At 60.7% G+C, this 19430-nt stretch carries 18 protein-coding genes; 9 read left to right on the plus strand and 9 right to left on the minus strand.

Going from position 1 to position 19430, the window contains the following annotated elements; genetic code table 11:
• Positions 1-53: 53 nt before the first annotated feature.
• The 6 genes from PLANPX_RS17385 (at position 54) to PLANPX_RS17410 (ending at position 5694) form a co-directional block, all read left to right on the plus strand.
• Complete coding sequence (locus PLANPX_RS17385; protein ID WP_152099956.1) at positions 54-1115, plus strand: FHA domain-containing protein; 1062 nt, start codon at positions 54-56, stop codon at positions 1113-1115.
• Between the two features lie 4 nt (positions 1116-1119).
• Positions 1120-2181 carry a zf-TFIIB domain-containing protein gene (locus PLANPX_RS17390; protein WP_152099957.1) on the plus strand — a complete coding sequence of 354 codons (1062 nt, stop codon included), beginning with the start codon at positions 1120-1122 and terminating at the stop codon, positions 2179-2181.
• 252 nt (positions 2182-2433) lie between these two features.
• On the plus strand, positions 2434-2961 hold the full coding sequence (locus PLANPX_RS17395; protein WP_152099958.1) for a hypothetical protein: 528 nt from the start codon (positions 2434-2436) through the stop codon (positions 2959-2961).
• Positions 2962-2995: 34 nt separating this feature from the next.
• Positions 2996-4342 carry a trypsin-like peptidase domain-containing protein gene (locus tag PLANPX_RS17400; protein WP_152099959.1) on the plus strand — a complete coding sequence of 449 codons (1347 nt, stop codon included), beginning with the start codon at positions 2996-2998 and terminating at the stop codon, positions 4340-4342.
• Positions 4339-5190, plus strand: coding sequence for a ubiquitin-conjugating enzyme E2 (locus tag PLANPX_RS17405; RefSeq protein ID WP_152099960.1), 852 nt, complete (start codon positions 4339-4341; stop codon positions 5188-5190). Before PLANPX_RS17400 ends, PLANPX_RS17405 begins: the two co-directional genes overlap by 4 nt.
• Positions 5191-5193: 3 nt before the next feature.
• A complete protein-coding gene (locus tag PLANPX_RS17410) occupies positions 5194-5694 on the plus strand; it encodes a DUF2752 domain-containing protein (protein WP_152099961.1) in 501 nt (166 codons plus the stop codon).
• Between the two features lie 138 nt (positions 5695-5832).
• Here the strand turns inward: PLANPX_RS17410 and PLANPX_RS17415 are convergent, their stop codons facing one another.
• The 8 genes from PLANPX_RS17415 to PLANPX_RS17450 all read right to left on the minus strand — a co-directional run bounded on the left by PLANPX_RS17415 (position 5833) and on the right by PLANPX_RS17450 (position 12494).
• Positions 5833-6840, minus strand: coding sequence for a DUF1559 domain-containing protein (locus PLANPX_RS17415; protein WP_152099962.1), 1008 nt, complete (start codon positions 6838-6840; stop codon positions 5833-5835).
• A gap of 61 nt (positions 6841-6901) precedes the next feature.
• Positions 6902-7372, minus strand: a complete 471-nt coding sequence (locus PLANPX_RS17420) for a hypothetical protein (RefSeq protein ID WP_152099963.1) — start codon at positions 7370-7372, stop codon at positions 6902-6904.
• Between the two features lie 81 nt (positions 7373-7453).
• Positions 7454-7891, minus strand: a complete 438-nt coding sequence (locus PLANPX_RS17425; protein WP_152099964.1) for a hypothetical protein — start codon at positions 7889-7891, stop codon at positions 7454-7456.
• A 185-nt stretch (positions 7892-8076) separates the two neighbouring features.
• Positions 8077-8280 (minus strand): YezD family protein, encoded by a 204-nt coding sequence (locus PLANPX_RS17430; protein WP_198421756.1) that lies wholly within the window; start codon positions 8278-8280, stop codon positions 8077-8079.
• Positions 8281-8333: 53 nt separating this feature from the next.
• On the minus strand, positions 8334-9410 hold the full coding sequence (locus PLANPX_RS17435) for a sulfate/molybdate ABC transporter ATP-binding protein (RefSeq protein WP_152099965.1): 1077 nt from the start codon (positions 9408-9410) through the stop codon (positions 8334-8336).
• 189 nt (positions 9411-9599) lie between these two features.
• Positions 9600-10508: a sulfate ABC transporter permease subunit CysW gene (gene cysW, locus PLANPX_RS17440; RefSeq protein WP_152099966.1), complete on the minus strand. Its 909-nt coding sequence runs from the start codon at positions 10506-10508 to the stop codon at positions 9600-9602.
• Positions 10509-10510: 2 nt separating this feature from the next.
• Complete coding sequence (gene cysT / locus PLANPX_RS17445) at positions 10511-11350, minus strand: sulfate ABC transporter permease subunit CysT (protein WP_152099967.1); 840 nt, start codon at positions 11348-11350, stop codon at positions 10511-10513.
• An 85-nt stretch (positions 11351-11435) separates the two neighbouring features.
• The gene (locus tag PLANPX_RS17450; protein WP_152099968.1) at positions 11436-12494 is read right to left on the minus strand and encodes a sulfate ABC transporter substrate-binding protein; all 1059 of its coding nucleotides are present in this window, start codon (positions 12492-12494) and stop codon (positions 11436-11438) included.
• Between the two features lie 205 nt (positions 12495-12699).
• Between PLANPX_RS17450 and PLANPX_RS17455 the strand changes: the two genes are divergently transcribed.
• Complete coding sequence (locus PLANPX_RS17455; RefSeq protein ID WP_232536160.1) at positions 12700-14289, plus strand: sigma-54 interaction domain-containing protein; 1590 nt, start codon at positions 12700-12702, stop codon at positions 14287-14289.
• Between the two features lie 158 nt (positions 14290-14447).
• On the opposite strand, the gene PLANPX_RS17460 is transcribed toward PLANPX_RS17455, so the two are convergent.
• The gene (locus tag PLANPX_RS17460; RefSeq protein WP_152099970.1) at positions 14448-14741 is read right to left on the minus strand and encodes a hypothetical protein; all 294 of its coding nucleotides are present in this window, start codon (positions 14739-14741) and stop codon (positions 14448-14450) included.
• 243 nt (positions 14742-14984) lie between these two features.
• On the opposite strand from PLANPX_RS17460, the gene PLANPX_RS17465 reads away from it, so the two are divergent.
• Entirely contained in the window at positions 14985-17861 is a 2877-nt protein-coding gene (locus PLANPX_RS17465; protein WP_172992140.1) for an efflux RND transporter permease subunit, read from the plus strand.
• 48 nt (positions 17862-17909) lie between these two features.
• Positions 17910-19397, plus strand: a complete 1488-nt coding sequence (locus tag PLANPX_RS17470; RefSeq protein ID WP_152099972.1) for an MFS transporter — start codon at positions 17910-17912, stop codon at positions 19395-19397.
• Positions 19398-19430 lie beyond the last annotated feature (33 nt).

The raw sequence follows: 19430 nt of genomic DNA on the forward strand, positions 1-19430 counted from the left end.
AGCAACGTCGCGTTCCCTGAAATCGATCTCCACTAGGCGCTTGCCAGCCAGTTATGGCCGATCCCATACGCATCACAACCGCCGATCTGCAGCGTCCCGAAGTCAACGACTACGTCGAGATGCAGAAGTATCTGCAGCGCGACGTCAGCGACTTAGGCCGGCAACCGTGGTTGATCCGCGTCATTTACGCGAACTGGTTCTATTTGTCGCTCGCTTCCATGTGCGGCGGCCTGGCCGCGTGGGCGTGTTTGGAACCTTGGTTTGACGACAACTCTCTCGACGAAGTGACAGTCGTTGCATTCTTGATGTTTCCAGCGGTCGTAGGCGGAATCGGTCTGTTCTTAGGGGCGGCGGAAGGAATTATGTGCCGCAACCTTCGCCGCGCGGTAATCAGCGGATCCGTTGGGCTGGGCGTCGGCTTTGCCGGAGGGATGATCGCCATTTTCCCGGCGGGGATGATCTTCATGGTGATGACGCTGATTGCCGTCAGCGTCTCAGGCGAACTCGACGAAAATGAGCTGCCAACCGGGGTTGGTCTGTTGATTTTTATGATGGGACGTTCGGCCTATTGGATGATCGCCGGAATTCCGGCGGGCTTAGGGCAGGGAATCGCGCTGCGTGAAAAGAAAGTCATTATCAACGGCATCGTCGGCAGCTTGCTCGGAGGCCTCGTCGGGGGCCTGCTGTTCGACCCGATCTCAATTGTTTTGCTCACAGAAGATGGCCAAGCAACCTACAGTCGAGCCGTCGGATTCGGAACCATTGGCCTCTTTGTGGGACTATTCGTCGGGCTCGTTGAAGGCTGGACGAAGACGGCATGGCTGCTGATGCGCAAGGGCCCGCTGGCGGGCAAGCAGTTCATCATGTTCAAGGATACGACGATTCTGGGCAGTTCGCCGAAGGCGGATATCTACCTATTCAAAGACGACGCGATCGAACCGCGTCACGCAACGATCACCAATCGCGGCGGGAGATTCGAGATTGAAGACTGCAACACGCCCGATGGAACGTACGTCAACGGGATCCCCGTGACGCGCACGATTCTCCGCGACGGCGACAAGATTGTGCTCGGGAAAACCGTGCTGGAGTTTTCGATGAAAGAGACGGCGTCGTGATCGCTTGCATCCATTGCGTCCGTCCACCTTCGCTGCCTTCCGCAACCTTGCCGTTCAACTCATCAATATTTTCTCGGGAGATTTCGACGTGCCCATCCAAGTAACCTGCCCGAGTTGCCAGACGACGCTGAAGACCGCCGACTCCTCGGCCGGCAAGCGGGCCAAGTGTCCGAAGTGCGACGGCGTGCTTGACATTCCGTTTCCAGTCGCCGAGATCGTAGAAGACGATGAGTACGAATTGGAAGTCGTTGCTCCGGCCGCCTCGAACGAACTTGGGGACGCCGAGCCGGCGAGCGAGGCTGATCGTCGTCCGTGCCCTGCCTGCGGCGAGATGATTGCTCGCAAGGCGATTAAGTGTCGCTTTTGCAACGAGATTTTCGATCGATCGCTGCGGGGGATTGCCTCCGGCCCTGCCGACATTCACGACCCGGACTGGCTGAAAGTTCGCAGCGGGGTGGCGGCGATTTACTACAGTTATATTTCTATTGTGGTCGCCATTGTTTTAGGGCTCGTTATCGGCGGCGTTGTTACGGCGGTAGCGGGCCGGGACGGAGACGCCGCGAATATTGCAGGGGGAATTGGCGGGCTTTTGTTTGTACTAGTCTTTGTTGGGGCCGCGATCGGCATCATTGTCGGGCAGGTCCGCTGCACCAACGCCCCCCAAGACAGTGGCGCCCGGGGTCTCGCCAACGGCGCCGCTATTTGCATGGTGCTCAATATCGTCCTCTCCATGGCGGGCCGCGGCGCGCAGTTGCCTGCGCTGAATTTGTTGGGGAGTTTGCTCTCAGCCGTCGGATGGATCCTCTTTATCCTCTTTATTCGCCAATCGGCCTCGTACTTAGGAAATGACGACCTCGCGAGAAGCGCTGTGAGGTTTCTGATTTTTGGGGTGGTCTGCTTCTTTAGCGCGATCGGAGCGGTCGCCGTGGTGGTCGCTCAAATTGAGATCCTGTCGATCGTGCTGGGCGTTACGCTCCTGGTGATGGCTATCATGGCATTCATTTGGTTGCTGAGATTGCTCAAGGGGCTGATGACCACCATCGATCAGTGCATGAGCGGTTACTGATTTTATTTCCACGACGACCTGGAACGCTTCCCCGTGCCCGAAACCGTCAACTGCGTCTGCGGGGCAATCTTGCGATTGCCTCCGCATGCCAAGGGTAAGTCGCTCAAGTGCCCGCAATGCTCTCGGCGGATCAACGTGCCTTTGCCGGGCGCGGCGGTCGCCGCTGCGGCGCCTTCGCCTTCGCCTCCGCCTTCGAGTCCAGAAAGCGTGCGGGCTACTGCCACGGACGCTCAACTGACCTGTTCGATCTGCTTGACGAAAATCGGCGTCGGCGAGAGCGTGCGTCGGTGCGCGACGTGCGATCAGCTGTACCACGATGAATGTTGGTCGGAAGTGGGCGGCTGCGGCACGTTCGGCTGCAAAGAGGCGCCGGCAAGCGACAAATCCGAGCAATCCCCGCAGGCTCCGCTGACTGCCTGGGGAGACCACAAGAACTGCCCGATCTGCGGCGAAACGATCAAATCGATCGCGCTGAAATGCCGCTATTGCGGCGTTACGTTCGAAACCGCGGATCCGCAGTCCGTCGGCGACCTCCGCCGGAGCGCATCGCAAAAAGCCGAGTTGGCCTCAGTTCGGCAAAGCGTCATTGCACTGTTCGTCGCGGCGTTGCTCGGTCTGTGCGCCCCGCTGATCGCAATCGTTTCGCTATTCTACCTGATTCCCCGACGTGCCCAACTCGCGAAATGCGGGCCTCTGTATATGATCATGGGGTGGACGGCGCTCGGCCTGTCGTGTTGCTACTGCATCCTCTTCTTTCTGCTGGTTGCGTTGAAGCAGTAATGCCAAGAGAACTCCACCCACTGGACCGCCGGTCGTGAGCGAAGCGAATCCGAAACATTTGCAGGCTGGCGAGCGCGAAGCGGGTTCGCTCTGTGCGCATTGCAGTAGAGAGTTGCGACTGCACGAACCGACGGCGCTCTGCACGCGCTGCGGAGCCGTACACCACGAAGCGTGTTGGCGAGACGGAGGCGGATGCGGGTCGTATCAATGCGCCCGCTCGGGGACGTTCGCCAAGCCGCGACAGATCGAGACGATCGCCGTCTCCCATGCGGAACTGGCTGCCGCAACGCCGTTGCCGCCGCCTGTGCAACATCGCACCTACGAGCCGGCGCCCGAACCGCCGCCGCGCTGGAACCGCATCGCCCTCTGGGCGTTCGGCATCGCAATCGCCGGCATCCCGCTGTTCGGACTCGTGACGGGGCTCGCGGCGATCATCGTCGCGTGTATCGCGCTGGTCGCGCACACGGCCAATCGCAAGGGAATGCCGCTGGCCGTCGCCGCCATTTTTATCGGCATGCTCGACATTGTGGGCTGGTCGTTTGCACTCTTCCAATACTACGGCGGCGCAGCGACCGGAATCGTAGCGATGAGCGAGTTCTCGATCGATCCGGAGTCGCTCAACGAACTTCCTGACCGCATCTCCCGGGCGATGCGGGCCAACGTGCTGATTCAGTCGAACTTCGGCTTCGGCCGCCAAGGATTGGGATCGGGCGTGATTCTCAAGATTGAGGACGGCTCCGCATACATCGTCACCAACCGGCATGTGATCGACGAATACTTCAGCGAAGCTGCCGCCGCGAACGCCGGCGCTCCCAACCTCGCTGACATGGCCGACCTCAATGTGATGACTGTCGAGCAAACATTCGGCCCGGCAAGCGTCGAGTGGGTGGCGCCCCACGGCGTCGATTTGGCAATCATCGCGATGCCGCTGATCGGCGCCGTCGATGAACTGCGCGAAGCGGTCTGGAACGGCGACGAGACGCCCCACATTGGCGACGCGGTGTTTGCGGTTGGCAATCCGCATGGATTGGGGTGGACGCATTCATCGGGCAGCATTTCACAAATCCGGCGCCGCTCGCAAGCAGATTTTGATTTCCGCGTGTTGCAAAGCACGGCAGCCATCAATCCCGGCAACAGCGGCGGCGGCTTGTACGACGCCGACGGAAAGCTGATCGGCATCAACACGATGACCGGCGACAAGCGCGTCGCCGAGGGGCTGGGGTTCGCCATCTCTTTCCCGACGCTCCTCGAACTCATTCCAGAGAAGTTCGGTCTGCGGCGCATCAACGCGACGCCAGTGCCCGCGGCGAGTGAACTAAAAGATGCAGCCGATGCGAATGATTTACCAGAATCGGCGGTGGATAAGGAAATAGAAGAATGAGCGCCGTGCGACTCCGCCGCTTGAAGGCTGATCACGAACGACTCAGCGAGTACGTTCGCCGTCATCCTCGGCTGAAATTGATTCAAGCCGAAGGCGATCCGCCGGAGCGTTACCAGCTGGAAATGCAGATCAAGAGCGTCCGCATGGTCGGCGGCGAGTTGCAACCAGTTCAAAGCCACCTCGTCGAAATCTCGTTGCCGCTCGCGTATCCGCGGACGCCGCCCCAGTGTCGCATGCTGACGCCAGTGTTCCATCCGAACATCGCCCCGCATGCGATTTGCGTGGGCGATCACTGGGGCGCCGGCGAGTCGTTGCAGTCGATCGTCACGCGCATCGGCGAAATGCTTGCCTACCAGAGCTACAACGTGAAGAGTCCGCTCAACGGCGAAGCGGCGCGGTGGGTCGAAGAGAATAAAGAGCGACTGCCGCTCGATCGCGTTAGTTTGCTCGTTGAGGATGAGCAGCCGGCCGCAGTCGGTTCGGCCACGACAGCGACGGTCGCTAAGCCGACTCCGCCGGAAATTCGACCGGCGAATCCTTCCACAATTGCACCCGCTCGCAGCGATGCAACTCCGCAAACGCTGTCGCAGCGGCTCGCAGCGTCGACTGTCGTTCCGCCAGTTCCGCCACAACCGCAGACGCCCCCGCCGCCTCCGCCACCCACTCCAGTAATGGCAAGCAGCCCGGCGACGCCTCCGTCCGCCCCAGCGGCGCCGCAAGCGGAGGCTGTGCGCGACTTGGTATCGATTGTTTGTCCCCACTGCAATGCTGGGTATCAGGTGAGCCGAGACAGCTCAGGTCGACGAGTTCGCTGCCGTAAATGCCAGCAAGTCTTCGTTGCGAGTTAGCCGATGGCTGCCGAAGCAATCTCATCGCAAAGCACTGCCGATGGCACGGACCACGACGGTCTCTGGCAGCGACGTCGCGCCGAGTTGCACGACCGCCACTGGGCGATGCTGGTCGTCGCCTTGAGCGTCGTCTCTTTTGCGTTCTTACTGCGCATTAATGACGGCGGTCGCGTTGCGGCTTCGTGGCTTCCTTTCGATTCACTGCCGCCGTTGTGCGGCAGCAGAGTGCTGCTCGGCATCGAGTGCCCCGGCTGCGGACTGACGCGCAGCTTCGTCGCCTTCGCGTCGGGCGACTTCCGCGAATCGTTCCGCTTCCATCGGCTAGGGTGGCTGGTATTTCTGGCAACGGCCGGCCAGATTCCGTACCGCATCGTACGGCTACGCCAACTGCGGCAAGGGACCTTTGCCGAGCATCGCTGGCCAGCCTGGTTCGGCAGTTTCCTGATCGCAGTGTTGATCGCCAATTGGGCAGCGACGATGATTGGCAAGGCTTTGTCGACATAAAAAAAGCCGCCTTCCCAAACATGGAAAGGCGGCTCGCGGTGGGACGAACGAACTGGCTGCCTCTGCTGCCGTTACGGCCCTTGGTTTATTTCGTATCGCGCCATCAGCTGAAGCAATCAGCTGATCTCGCTACTGCGATTAAAGATTCGGGTTCACCTCTTCGCCAGCGCGGGTGATCAATTTGGCGTACTCGCGGATGTCGACGCTATCGCTAATGCCGCGCACCGAACCGTCGCCGAACCCGTGAAGAACGACTCCCGAGTGGAACGAATACGGCGCGCTGACCCCGTAGGTGCTGAACTGCGGATCGGGATAGCCTCGCTTGACGGTATCGAGGCCGTTGGTGCAATTTAGCGCGCACGTTCCGAAAGGATCAACGCCGTCGGCAGTCGTGCCGAACACCAGAATATCACTCGCCGGACGAGGCCAGCCGCCGCCATTGACGCGTGCGATAGTAGCATCGTCGGTCACCTTGATGCTCTTGCGATAAATGTACGGGCGACCTGCCGACTCCGCGAACATGATCGTGTTGGACAAACCGTCCGTGACGTCTTTGAAGCTAGCTTTCGCATTCTGGTATTCCAAGATGCCTGGATAGTCGCCAGCCGCATTCGGGGCGCCAGGCGGGTCGATCGGGTTGGTGGCGCTAGCCGGATTGTATAAGGGACCCGAAACCCACACGGTGGGAGAGTAGTCGGTTTGGCTGCAGATCTCCTGAGTCCAGCTAACGTTCGGGTCGCCGTCCAGTCGTTCTGGAGCTTCGGAGCTTGAAGGGCACAGGAACCCTGGAATGACGGTGTTAGCCGCGATGCGATTGTCGAGGTGCGACCAGTTCTTTTTGATGTCAAACGTATTGCGCAGCGTACCGAGTTCCATGTAATTGAGAATGTGGGTCATCGCCGCGATGCGCGGGACGGTGGTATCCACAATGCCGACGGGACGGCCGCTGACAGGCACCGCTTTCTTGGCATCATGATGATTCTGAACGGCGAGGCCAAGTTGCTTCATCTTGTTGATGCACTCGGCGCGACGGGCCGCTTCACGAGCAGCCTGCACAGCCGGCAGCAACAGGGCGACCAGGACGCCGATGATCGCGATGACCACCAGTAGTTCTACGAGCGTAAACGCAGATCTTTTGCGTGACATAATTAAGTTCCCTCTCTGAAAAAAATAATTTATGAGCGTGGCGTACTGCAGTGAGTAACTGCTACAGCTGAATCGCCGGGATGGCGTTTTCTCCCGCTGTAACTTTCACAACCAAGTCGGACGACGTGGGATTGCCGTACTTGGTTGGGATGACATTCGGGCCAATTCTCACGTCTCCGCCGTTCTTGATCAGCTTGTTCCAAACAACGGTGAGAACGTATTCCCCCTCCGGAGCGCCATCGCCGCTGTCGTAGGTCGAAACGGCGAACGAGCCATCCTTATCAACGTTCGCCCGAGGCGCTGGGACGCCAGCCGGCAACGGCGACTTTGGATGGAGGGCGATGATTGCTCCGTGCGCTGGCTCGCCCTTGAGCGTAATCGTCCCTTTCGCGGGAAAGACTGCCGTCCGCTGCGGTTTCGCCTCTCCGCATCCGGCCATTGCCATCAACGCGATCGCAACGCCAAGCAGTCCCACGCCATGCCGCCTTCCCGGGCGGCTGACGCACTTCGTCTTGCAACACTCCAGATTCATTTCTGTGGGTCCTTCAGATTCAAAAAGCTTGCTTCGTAATGTTGCAGTCGCCGCTACCGCCGCGGCGCTGCCGAGTTCGACCTATAGGCGACCACCGTCGGCGCCGATGTTGATCGGCGGCAACTGGTAAGGGCCGTCCGCCACGCGTAGCTGCAGCGGCGATGCATCGGGGCGGCGATAGCGAGCGGGCACGCGCGGCGATTCGATCGTCAGTGCGTACAGGCTGGCATCGGCGCCTTCTGTGATTCGCGTCGTATTGATTTCGAACGTCCCGTCGGCCCGCACCGTCGTGCGCGGAGCGACGTACGCCCAACGCAGCGGAGCCACGGGATGGAGAGAGACCACGGCGCCCTCGGCGGGGGCTCCGTCGATCAAGATCGATCCAGCGACCGCATAGCGAGTCTGCTCGATCGAACTGCGAGAATTAGTGAGTGATCCGCTCGTCAGTACGCCCAGTCCGCCAAAGAGGGCGAAAGGAACGACGGCGAGCGAATGCGAAAGCGTTGAAGGCGCGAGCATGACGTAAACTGCGTCGAGCTCAAGGGCCTCCGGGTCTTCCGGTGGGAGTGAGCGGGGGAGGTGGTGTCAGTGGAACGCCTCTCGGGGAGCGAGTCGGGCGTTCGCGTTTTGCTGCATCGGCGGGGATGCGTCGCTCCCCGCCGCAAATTGATTCAATTCAAACAAGGCATGGCTGCAACTGAGTGCTAACCATTTTCCTGCGCGTCGCGGCGATTGCGAAGGCGACGCTTCTCCGTCTTGTCGATTTGGATGATCACGCCATCCTGAACGACAATCGTCACCGAGCCGAAGCGCATCCCGCGCAACGACGCGGCGACTTCGCGAAGTTCGTCGTCTGTCGGCATGCGGCTCGCAGCCGGGGCTGGCGAGGTTTGAGGGGAATGGTTCATCGCAATGGTCTTCCGTGCGTAATTAGCGGCAGATTGAAGTCCGGTCGTCTGGCTCATTTGGTTTCACTCGGTACGAAGACGCGGGCGTTTTTGGGATACAAGTGAACGTTCTCGCCATCCTGCAGCGAGAGATTGGCAAATTCTTCCAGTGGCAGTTCCACCAGCACGCTCGAGGCATCTTCCGTTTCGAGGAACACGCGAGCGACGGCGCCGGCGGAGTGGATGCGAACGATGCGGGCGGGAAAACTCGGCTTGCCGTTGGACGTGCGGCGAATCTCGAACTCGTGCGGCCGCATATAAACGGTTGCCGGACGTTCGCGGTCGTCGCTGTAGTTCGGGTAATCGACGGTCAGATCGCCGAGCGTCGCCTTGCCGCGCTGCACGCGACCATGGAAGACGTTGACTTGGCCGAGGAACTCCATCACGAATTGCGTCTTCGCGTTGTGGAAAACTTCGTCAGGCGTCCCCTCTTGTTCGATCTTCGAGTTGTTCATCACGACGACGCGGTCGGCGACTTCCAGCGCCTCTTCCTGATCGTGCGTGACAAGGACGCTAGTGATGTGGATCTCTTCGTGCAACCGACGCAGCCAGGCACGCAGCCCCTTACGAACCTGAGCGTCGAGGGCGCCAAATGGTTCGTCGAGCAGCAACACTTTTGGTTCGACCGCGAGCGCCCGTGCAAGGGCGACGCGTTGCCGCTGGCCGCCCGAGAGTTGCGACGGGTAGCGTTTGCTGAACTGGGCGAGTTGCACCAACGACAGCAGTCGTTCGACGCGGTCGCGAATCTCTTCATTCGACGGGCGCGACGATTTGTGCCGCACCCGCAGACCGAACGCTACGTTTTCGAACACGGTCATGTGGCGGAACAGCGCGTAGTGCTGAAACACGAAGCCGACATGCCGCTCGCCGACCGGGCGACGCGAGACGTCTTCATCGTAGAAGCGAATCGAGGCGTCAGGGTTCGGATCGGGAGCTTCGAGGCCAGCGATAATCCGGAGCAGCGTCGTCTTTCCGGAGCCCGAGGGACCAAGCAATGCGACCAGTTCGCCGTCGTTAATCTTCAAGCTAACGTCGTTGAGCGCCCGAAAGGTTCCAAACGTTTTCGAGATGTGTTGAACGTCGATGCTCATGACGGCTGATTCCTGCTCCTGTTGGCGCTCGGATGTGTGCGAGGGGTGAAAGCGAAGGTTGGGTAGGACTTCGGCGGCAGTGAAGTGCGGTGCGAAGGACGACCCTGGTTGTACGGCGACGGCGTTCTGCGATTTCAAGCTTGTCATCACGAACCCCGCGATCGCCCTCTCCACGAGAGAGGGCATTCGTTACTCACTCTTGGCGGCCTCGACGAGATCGCGTTGAATCCGCCATTCCAGCGTCGTCTTCAACACGAGCGTCACTAGGGCCAAGAGCGTAAGGACCGACGCCACGGCAAACGCCGCGACGAAGTTGTATTCGTTGTAAAGAACCTCGATATGGAGCGGCAGCGTATTCGTCTTGCCGCGAATGTGACCCGACACGACCGATACGGCGCCGAACTCGCCCACGGCACGAGCCGTGCTGAGGATGACGCCGTAGAGCAGCGCCCACTTCACGTTCGGAAGCGTGACGCGGAAGAACGTTTGCCAGCCGTTGGCGCCGAGCGAAATCGCCGCTTGCTCCTCTTCGCTCCCTTGCTCCTGCATCAGCGGGATCAATTCGCGGGCGACGAAGGGAAACGTGACGAAGATCGTCGCCAGCACGATGCCGGGCACGGCGAAGATAATTTGAATGTTGTGGCTGGCGAGCCAGGGCCCGAACCAACCAGTCATGCCGAACAGCAGCACGTAGATCAAACCTGAAACGACCGGCGAGACGGCGAACGGCAAGTCGATGAGCGTGATCAGCAGGCTTTTGCCGCGGAAGTCGAACTTCGCGATCGCCCAAGCGGCCGCGACGCCGAACACCAGGTTCGCGGGAACGGCGATCCCCGCCGCGATGGTCGTCAGCTTCACCGCCGCCCAGAAGTTGGCGTTTTCGAAGCTGGCGAAGTAGGCGCCCCAGCCTTTGCGGAGCGCCTCGGCGAAAATCGCCACGAGCGGCACGAACAACACGAGCGTGAGAAACAGAAGCGTCGTGCCAACGAGCAGCCAACGAACCCACGTCGACTCTTCGGTCGCATTGCGGAGCTGTGGACCAGCAACTTGCCACGATTCAGGCGATTCGAGCGTTACAGGAAGCGTTTGTGCGTTCATCGTTACGCCCCCGCCGTGTAGCGACGGCCGGCGAGGTGCTGCAGCATGTTAATGGCTAGCAGCAGTCCGAACGACGCGATGAGCATGACCACCGAAATCGCGGCGGCGCCCGCCGTATCGTATTGTTCCAGCTTCGAGATAATCAGCAGCGAGGTGATCTCCGTCCGCATCGGCATGTTGCCGGAGATGAAGACGACCGAGCCGTACTCGCCGATGGCGCGGGCCAACGAGAGCGCGAAGCCAGTGAGCAAGGCGGGCAGGATCGTCGGCAGGATCACGCGAGTGAATGTTTGGAAGCGATTGGCGCCCAAGCTGGCGGCCGCTTCTTCGCTTTCGCGTTCGAGGTCAGCAAGTGCGGGCTGCAGGGTCCGAACGACGAACGGTAGGCCGATGAACACCAGCGCCAACGTGATGCCGAGCGGGGTGTACGCGACCTTAATACCCAGCGGCTCCAGGTATTGGCCAAACCAACCATGCGAAGAATAGACTGCCGTGAGGGCGATGCCCGAAACGGCGGTCGGCAACGCGAAGGGGAGGTCGATCATCGCATCGATGATTGCCTTCCCGGGAAACTTATAACGAACGAGCGTCCAGGCGACGACGAAGCCGCAAACGGCATTGACGATCGCCGCCACCAGCGAGGCGCCGAAGGTGAGCTTGTACGAGGCGATGACGCGCGGGTTCCACACGGCCTTCCAGAAATCATCCCAGCCGAGGCCGGCAGATTTGATGAAGAGGGCGGCGAGCGGGATCAGCACGATCAGGCTCAGGTAGGTCACCGTGTAGCCCATCGTGATCCCGAACCCGGGAATCACTTGTCGTTTGGCGAATGTGTTGGACATGGGGGGGAGATGCTGAATTATTCGGCGAGTCGCGTTCCCTGGCGGCTCCGAACCGCCCACGACGCTGACTCAAGTGTTCGCTGCGCTATTTGCTGCTCGCGATTTCTTCTTGGATGACGTCGAAAATGCCGCCGTCATTAAAGTGCTTGGCCTGAGCCTCAGACCAGCCGCCAAAGACGTCGTCGACGTCAAACAACTCGACCTCTTGGAATCGCTTCAGGTCCTCGGGATCGGCATGTTGCTCGAGGCTTGGACGGTAGAAGTGCTTGGCCGCCAACTTTTGGCCGGCGGGTGAGTAGAGATACTCCAGGTAGGCTTGGGCCGCTTCCTGCGCGCCGTGAGCAGCGGCGTTCTTATCCACGACGGTCACCGGCGGTTCGGCCAGAATACTGATCGAGGGGACGACGATCTCGAACTTTTCAGGACCAAGTTCTTTGAGAGCGAGCAGGGCTTCGTTCTCCCAAGTAATGAGCACGTCGCCTTGCTCCCGCTGGACGAACGTCGTCGTCGAGTCGCGGGCCCCGGAACCGAGGACCGGCACGTTCTCGTAGAGTTTCTTCACAAAGTCGCGGGCCTTTTGCTCGTCATTCCCAAACTTCTTGAGGGCGTAGCCCCAGGCGCCGAGGTAGTTGTAGCGGGCGCCACCCGAGGTCTTCGGGTTGGGCGTGATGACTTCGACGCCCTCCTTCACCAGGTCGTCCCAGTCTTTGATCTGCTTCGGATTCCCTGAGCGGACGAGGAAGACAATCGTCGAAGTGTAAGGGCAGCTGTTGTTGTCGAGGCGCTTTTGCCAGTCCTTCGGGAAGAGCTGCGTCAGTTCAGAGACTTGATCAATGTCGTACGCGATCGCGAGCGTCAGCACGTCGGCCTTCAGGCCATCGATCACCGCGCGAGCCTGCTTGCCGGCGCCTCCGTGCGACTGCTCGACCTTGATTGGCGTGCCGGTCTTTTCCTCATACTGCTTCTCGAATTCGGCGTTGACCTCTTCGTACAGTTCGCGGGTCGGGTCGTAGGAAACGTTCAGCAACGTGATCCGTTCCTTCGCTCCGTCTGAACTAGAAGCGCCCGAAGAACCGCAACCAGCCCAGCTCGCGAAGAGGCCGGCAAGGAGGAGCGAGGTCGCGAATTTCTGGAATGACTTCATATAGGCGCCTGGGTTGCGTTTAGGAGACGGGGCCCCGCTTATGCAGGTTGAATGCCAAGCCAGGGGAATCGACGCAACCGTCTACTCAGTAACAACTTATGAAAACCCAAGAAACGGAAGCCACGCCGCAATCCGTGATATAAGACAGAAAAATTCCGTGAGATATAATGGAATGTCAGCTTATTTGCTGGAACCCAATGGACGCATGATGGAAAGATTCCGAGAGATCCTGCTCGCTGTCTGGCGCGAAGCATGCCAGCACATCGAGATCAACGAGTCAATTGCCGGAATCGCGGAGCTCCTTGCTGCCCACGTGCCGCTCGACTTCATGACGGTTGAGCGGATCGTCCCCGAACATCAGCTGATTGCCTCCGTCGCGGCCGCGCCGCACCAGCCACCTTCGGGAATGGCCGCTAGCCGTGAGTGCACGCCCGAGGAGATGAAAAAACTACTCGCCTGGATCAAGCTGGGAAAATTAAGCGCGCCCTATGTGCCGGGAGGCGCTCCGGAAGCGACGCTCGACGTGCTAGCAATTCCGCGCGGGGCTCACGACGTCCGCGTCGCGCCGCTCGCCAGTCGCGGTGAAGCCGTAGGCGCTCTGGTCGTCGCCGCCAAGCGGGGCGAACGATTTACGTTGGCCCATGAAGAGATGCTCTCCTGGCTACAGGAGCCGCTGGCCGTCGCATTGGAGAACGACCGTCGGCTGCATGAGCTCGCCGCCCTCCGCGAAGCGGCTGAAGCCGATCGCCGATCGTTGCTTCGTCGACTCGGGCGGCAAGAGATCAATGATCACATCGTTGGGGAGAAGCGCGGGCTGGCCCCCGTCATGAAGCGGGTCGATCTGGTTTGCTCCTCCGATGCGCCGGTGCTGTTGCTTGGCGAGACCGGCACCGGTAAAGAGGTCGTCGCGCGAGCGATCCACATGCGCGGCGATCGTCGCGACGGGCCGTTCATCCGCGTCAACTGCGGCGCCATTCCGCCGGAACTCGTCGACTCGCAGTTGTTTGGTCACGAGAAAGGCAGCTTCACCGGCGCGTCGGAAACCCGCCAGGGTTGGTTTGAGCGGGCTGACGGCGGCACTCTCTTCCTTGATGAAATCGGCGAGTTGCCGCATGACGCTCAGGTTCGCTTCCTCCGCGTGCTGCAAGATTCGTTCGTGGAACGCGTCGGCGGCCGCGAACCGATCCGCGTCGACGTACGAGTGATCGCGGCGACGCATCGCGATCTCTCGGCCATGGTGCGGCAAGGAAAGTTCCGCGAGGATCTGTGGTATCGGATCGCGGTGTTCCCGATTCTGCTGCCGCCGTTGCGCGAGCGATTGACCGACATTCCAGAACTAGCCGGCCATTTCGCAGAACGCGCCGCCGTGAGGTTTAGCCTCGCTCCCGTCATGCCGACGATAGAGGACATTGAAACGCTGCGGTCCTATTCGTGGCCCGGCAATATCCGCGAGCTCGGCGCCGTTATCGACCGCGCCGCGATTCTCGGCGAAGGGCGCACCTTGGAGCTAGCCGCGGCGCTCGGTTTCAGCGTCGAACAAGATCGCCGACCACACGGCGAACACGCGCCGAGCCCCGGACTGCGTTTGCACGAGCCGGTTTTCGTGGAAGGCAACGGCAGCATCGGTTCTCTGGACGATGCGGTGCGTCAACATATTCGCGCCGCGCTCAAGCGAGCCCGTGGCCGTATCGAGGGCCCGCGCGGCGTGGCCGCAATGCTGGAGATCAATCCCCACACGCTCCGCGCTCGAATGCGCAAGCTCGGAATCGATTGGTCGGAGTTCCGAGAGGATTAAGACAACGGCGTGATGGCCAACGAAGAGCTTCTTGCTCTTCCTTCAACGCGCCTCGTTATCTCGCCGCCAAAAAACAGAGGGGCCGTGAACCTAAGTTCACGGCCCCTCAAGGCGTTCAATATACGTTGCACAGTGCAACGCGAACCGCCGCACGAAGCTTACTTGCCCTTCTTGGGAGCCGCAGCGGGCTTGCCCTTTCCGGCCGGTTGTTGCTTGGTGCTCTTGGCGGTGTTCTTCGGCTGAGCCATCGGAGGAATCTCCACTCTTAAATAGTCCCGGCAGTCAGGCAGGCGATCATCGCCGGCACGAATAAGTGCTGCACGGTTGGCGGGAGAATATGGAGCCGCCGCGAAGCCGTCAAGGTTGATCTGATCGTCGCAGCTTTCCAATCGCCGGGGGATCTGCCCGGAAAAGCCAAACTTTCTCGCGGCGGGCGGTAACGAGATTCTCATCCTCGCACTTAGTAGCGAAGAGACGCGTTTTCAGCGAGAAATCGGCCCGTTTCCACACGGTATGCGGAGCCAAACCTCGCGAGGAAACGATCGCGAACCGTTCCCGCCCGCGATAGCGGTTCATCTTGAGCCATCGTTACAATCCGGCCAGAATGGACCAATTGGTTTTTGGACGAACCGCCCGCCGCGGGCACGACGCCCCTTTGCGCGAGTCTTATGGCTCGCCTGCGAAAATTGCAACACATGGCCAAGCCCTCGATCCTCGATCGCTATAAGAATCAGATTCTGATCCTCGCCGTCCTGCTGACGCCACTGGCTTGCTACGGCGCGATCAAGGCGATCGCAAACAATCGCAACGACGTTTCGGACTGGCTGCCGAAGAGTTACCCCGAAACGGTCGAGCTGCGCTGGTTCCGCAAGCATTTTGCCGCCGACCAGTTCATTCTTGTGAGTTGGGACGGCGCCGAGCTTGGCGAGGCGCACGATGGCTCGCAAGACGATCCGCGGATTCAACAACTCGCCGACGCCTTGCTCGAGGTGAAGCTGCCGGAAAAGGCAGGGGGCGGACAGGCCTTCACGACGGTCACGACCGCGCGCAGCGTTCTGAAGCAGTTGATGTCGCCGCCGCAAAGCCTCACGCGCAAAGATGCGACGAAGCGTCTTGAAGGGGGCCTGATCGGCGGCAACGGCAAACAGACGGTCGTGATGGCGACGCTTTCTCCTGAAGCGTCGGCGAATCTGAAGTACTCGGTAAGCAAGCCGAAGGCTGGCCTCGGTCTCAAGAAATGGCCGACTTCACCGCTCTATCAGGCGCTCGACAAAGTCGGCCTTGATCGTGAAACAATCCGGTTGGGCGGTCCGCCGATCGACAATGTCTCGATCGACGACGAAGGCGAGAAGACGCTGTTGCGACTCGCCGGCTTGGCCGGGTTGCTTGGCATTTCGCTCGCATATTGGTCGCTGCGAAACGTCTGGATGACGGCGCTCGTGTTCATGTGCGGCATCATTTCGGCCGCGGTGTCGCTTGCAATGGTGCCGCTGCTCGGGCATCGCATGGACGCGATTCTGATGTCGATGCCCGCGCTAATCTACGTGCTGGCCGTTTCTGGCGCCGTGCACATTATCAACTACTATCGTCAGGCCTGCATGGAGCAGGGGAACCTCGACCATGCCATCGAGCACGCCGTCGTGCATGCATGGCGTCCGGCCATACTCTGTGCCGTCACGAGCGGCATCGGCCTCGCCTCGCTCCTGACGAGCGACATTCTGCCGATCGCCAAGTTCGGCGGCTTCTCGGCCCTCGGCAACTTCACGATGCTGATCGTGCTGTTCATGGTGTTGCCAGCCGCGATGAAGAAATGGCCGTGGACGCCGCCCGAACTGAAGGCGATGCAAGCCGGCAAAGCCGTTCAGAAGCATGACGACGAACCAGAGTTCGGCGCGGCCGGGTGGACGCGGTTCGGCAATTTCATCCGTCGGCATCATGCGTTGGTGCTCGGCGCGAGCATGGCCACGATTGTGGTGCTGTGCGCCGGATTGCCGCGCATCACGACGTCGATCGACCTGCTGAAACTGTTTAGCGACGACGCCCGCTTGCTGGCCGACTACCGTTGGTTCGAAAACAACCTCGGCCGCATTGTGCCGATGGAACTCGTGGTGCGTTTCCCACGTGAGACGCAATTCGAAGCGGCTCCCGAGAACTTAGCCCCGGGGCAGAAGGTCAACCGCCACACGTTTTTCGAGCGGATGAAGCTCGTCGAACGCATCGAGAAGAGCATCGAGCGCAAGCTCGGCAAAGATGGCGACGACCTGATCGGCGCGACGATGAGCGCCGCGACGTTCGCACCGGATCTCGGCGGCGACGAAAGCGGCGTCGGCGCCGCCACCTATCGCGGCGTCGTCAACAAGCGGCTGCTCGCGTCGCGCAAGGATCTTGAGGAGTCGGGCTTCCTCAGAGTCGAAGGCCCCGACGCGGGCGAGCGCGCCGGCGATGAACTGTGGCGCATCAGCGTCCGCGTCGCCGCGTTCCACGACATTAATCACGGCGAGCTCGTCACCAGGATGCGTAACGCCGTCAATCCGGTGCTCACCGCACGGACTGCCAGCGTCGATGCCCTCGAAGGTCTCTCACAACGTCGCCACGGTCAGCCAAACGGTGCGAAGGTCGTGGCGTTACGACTTCCCGAGGCGAAAGGCGCCACCGACGACGTCGTGGCGTTCATCAACACCAAGAACGTCGTCGCCCAGAGCGCGGCGGTGAACTTGGAAGCGCTGAGCGACGAACAGATCCAGAAGAATCTCGCGCCGTTCGACGGAGTCATCCTGACCGGCGGCTACGGCGCGCACGATTACGAGCGACTCCGCAGCGCTGAGATTCCGATCCTCGCCTCGTTCGAATCTGCGGCCAAGGCGGTTGAGCACGACGTACGCGCCGAACATGGCGCCGCGGGCGTCGACGTCGTCTTCACTGGCGTGATTCCGGTCGTTTACAAGGCGCAGCACGCACTGCTGGAGAGCTTGATCTCCAGCACCTGGTGGTCGTTCATGACGATCACGCCGCTGATGATGTTCGTCTGCCGCGGGTTCGCCGCCGGCGCCGTCGTCATGGTGCCGAACACGCTGCCGGTGCTTGTCGTTTTCGGCGGCATGGGTTGGCTCGGCATTCCGGTCGACATCGGTTCGATGATGGCGGCGAGCATCGCGCTCGGCGTCGCCGTCGACGATACGATTCACTTCCTGGCGTGGTACAAGGACGATCTCAAAAACCTTGGCGATCGCGCCGAGGCGACGCTCTGCTCGTACCGCCGTTCGGCGAACGCGACCTTGCAAGCCGGCTTGATCAACGGGTTGGGGCTTTCCGTATTCGCCACGAGCTCGTTCACGCCGACGCAGCGATTTGGCTGGCTGATGTTGACGATTCTCGTGGCCGGCATCGTCGCCGAACTCATCATGCTGCCGTCGATCATGTTCGGTCCGATCGGCCGCGTGTTCGACTTGAAGAAGCGGAAATCGCGGCCGGCGACGGAGCCGATCGACGTCCGCGGACGAGTCGATTCGGTCCTTTCACCGCTTGACCGCCGGCGCGCGCTCAGGGAACATGGGGCGAGTCTGAAGGTGTAAGCCGCGCCCGTCGCATTGCAGCACAGGGCAGCCCCGCAGAGACTGCCCATGTCTGATGCATCGTCTCAACGCATGACGTTCGCTTTATGGACGGTGTGCATTATCGCCGCGATCGGGTTCGCGTTCGACATCTATGAATTGTTGATGCTGCCGCTGATCATCGGCCCGGCATTGCAGGAGCTGGGCGGGTTCGCGCGCGGCACTCCCGAATTCACGAAGTGGTTCGGGTTGCTGTTTTATGTTCCTGCGGTTTGCGGCGGCATCTTCGGCTTGCTCGGCGGCTACCTGACCGACCGGTATGGCCGTCGTCGTGTGCTCACCTGGAGTATTCTGCTCTACGCCTTCTCAGCGTTCTTTGCTGGGTTCTCGACGAACCTTTGGATGCTGCTGTTCTTCCGGACGACGACGTTCATCGGCGTGTGCGTGGAGTTCGTCGCCGCGGTCGCTTGGCTGGCCGAACTATTTGACGACCCGGTGCGGCGCGAGAAAGTCCTTGGCTACACGCAAGCTTTCTCGTCGATTGGCGGCTTACTCATTGCCGTCGTCAACGGCCTCATCGTGCGACACTCGGCCGGCTTCCCTGCCATCCAGATTCCCTCGTTCCTGACGCCATTGTTCGGCTCGATCGGCCCCAACTATCAGCACGCCGACTGGCGCTACACGTTAATGAGCGGGCTGATCCCCGCCATTCCACTGATCATCATTAGACCGTTCCTTCCTGAATCGCCGAAGTGGAAAGAGAAGAAAGACGCCGGCACGCTCCGCCGTCCCAGCATTCGCGAACTTTTCTCTCCCGAACTGCGCCGCACGACAATCGTCACCACGATCATGTTTGCGTGCAGCTACGGCGTGGCGTTCGGCGCCATCCAACAGATGCCGCAGATCGTGCCGGGCATCAACCTAGTGAAAGAGAAAGTCGCCAGCGCCGCCAAGGCAGCTCCAAATGAGAAAGCAGCGGCCGTGGCCAGCGGGCGCGTCGTTGGCGAAACAGTCGCGAACTACACGAAGTCACAAGAAACGGGCGGGCTCTTTGGCCGCTTCGCGCTCGCGATGCTGGTGGCACACATTGCCAGCCGCCGGGCGTTGCTGCGAATCTTTTTAGTTCCTGGCCTGATCCTGACGCCGCTCATTTTCTGGGCCTTTGCTCGCGGCGAGGAAAAGATCTTCTTCAGCTTCGATATGAGTTGGCTACCCGGCTTCCATGAAGTGAACGTTTCGATGCTCGGCCTCGGCATCTTCGTCGCCGGCTTCTTCACGGTCGCACAGTTCAGCTTCTGGGGGAACTATCTCCCGAAGGCCTATCCGGTCCATTTGCGAGGCACCGGTGAAAGCTTCGCCGCCAATATCGGCGGACGGATGTTCGGAACTCCGTTCGCGTTCCTCACTCAGCAAATCGCGCTGTTCTCGTTCATACCGGGCGCAAGCCCTGCAGCGAAGACTGCTGTGGTTGCTGCGGGGATGGCGTTGGTGCTTTTCCTCGCGAATCTCATTTTCTCCACGGTGCTTCCCGAGCAGGGAGCCGACCACGCGGAGTAGCGTCGCGCGAATGATTCGCTGCGGCGTCGCAAG

This window comes from Lacipirellula parvula (assembly GCF_009177095.1).
Taxonomy (GTDB): domain Bacteria; phylum Planctomycetota; class Planctomycetia; order Pirellulales; family Lacipirellulaceae; genus Lacipirellula; species Lacipirellula parvula.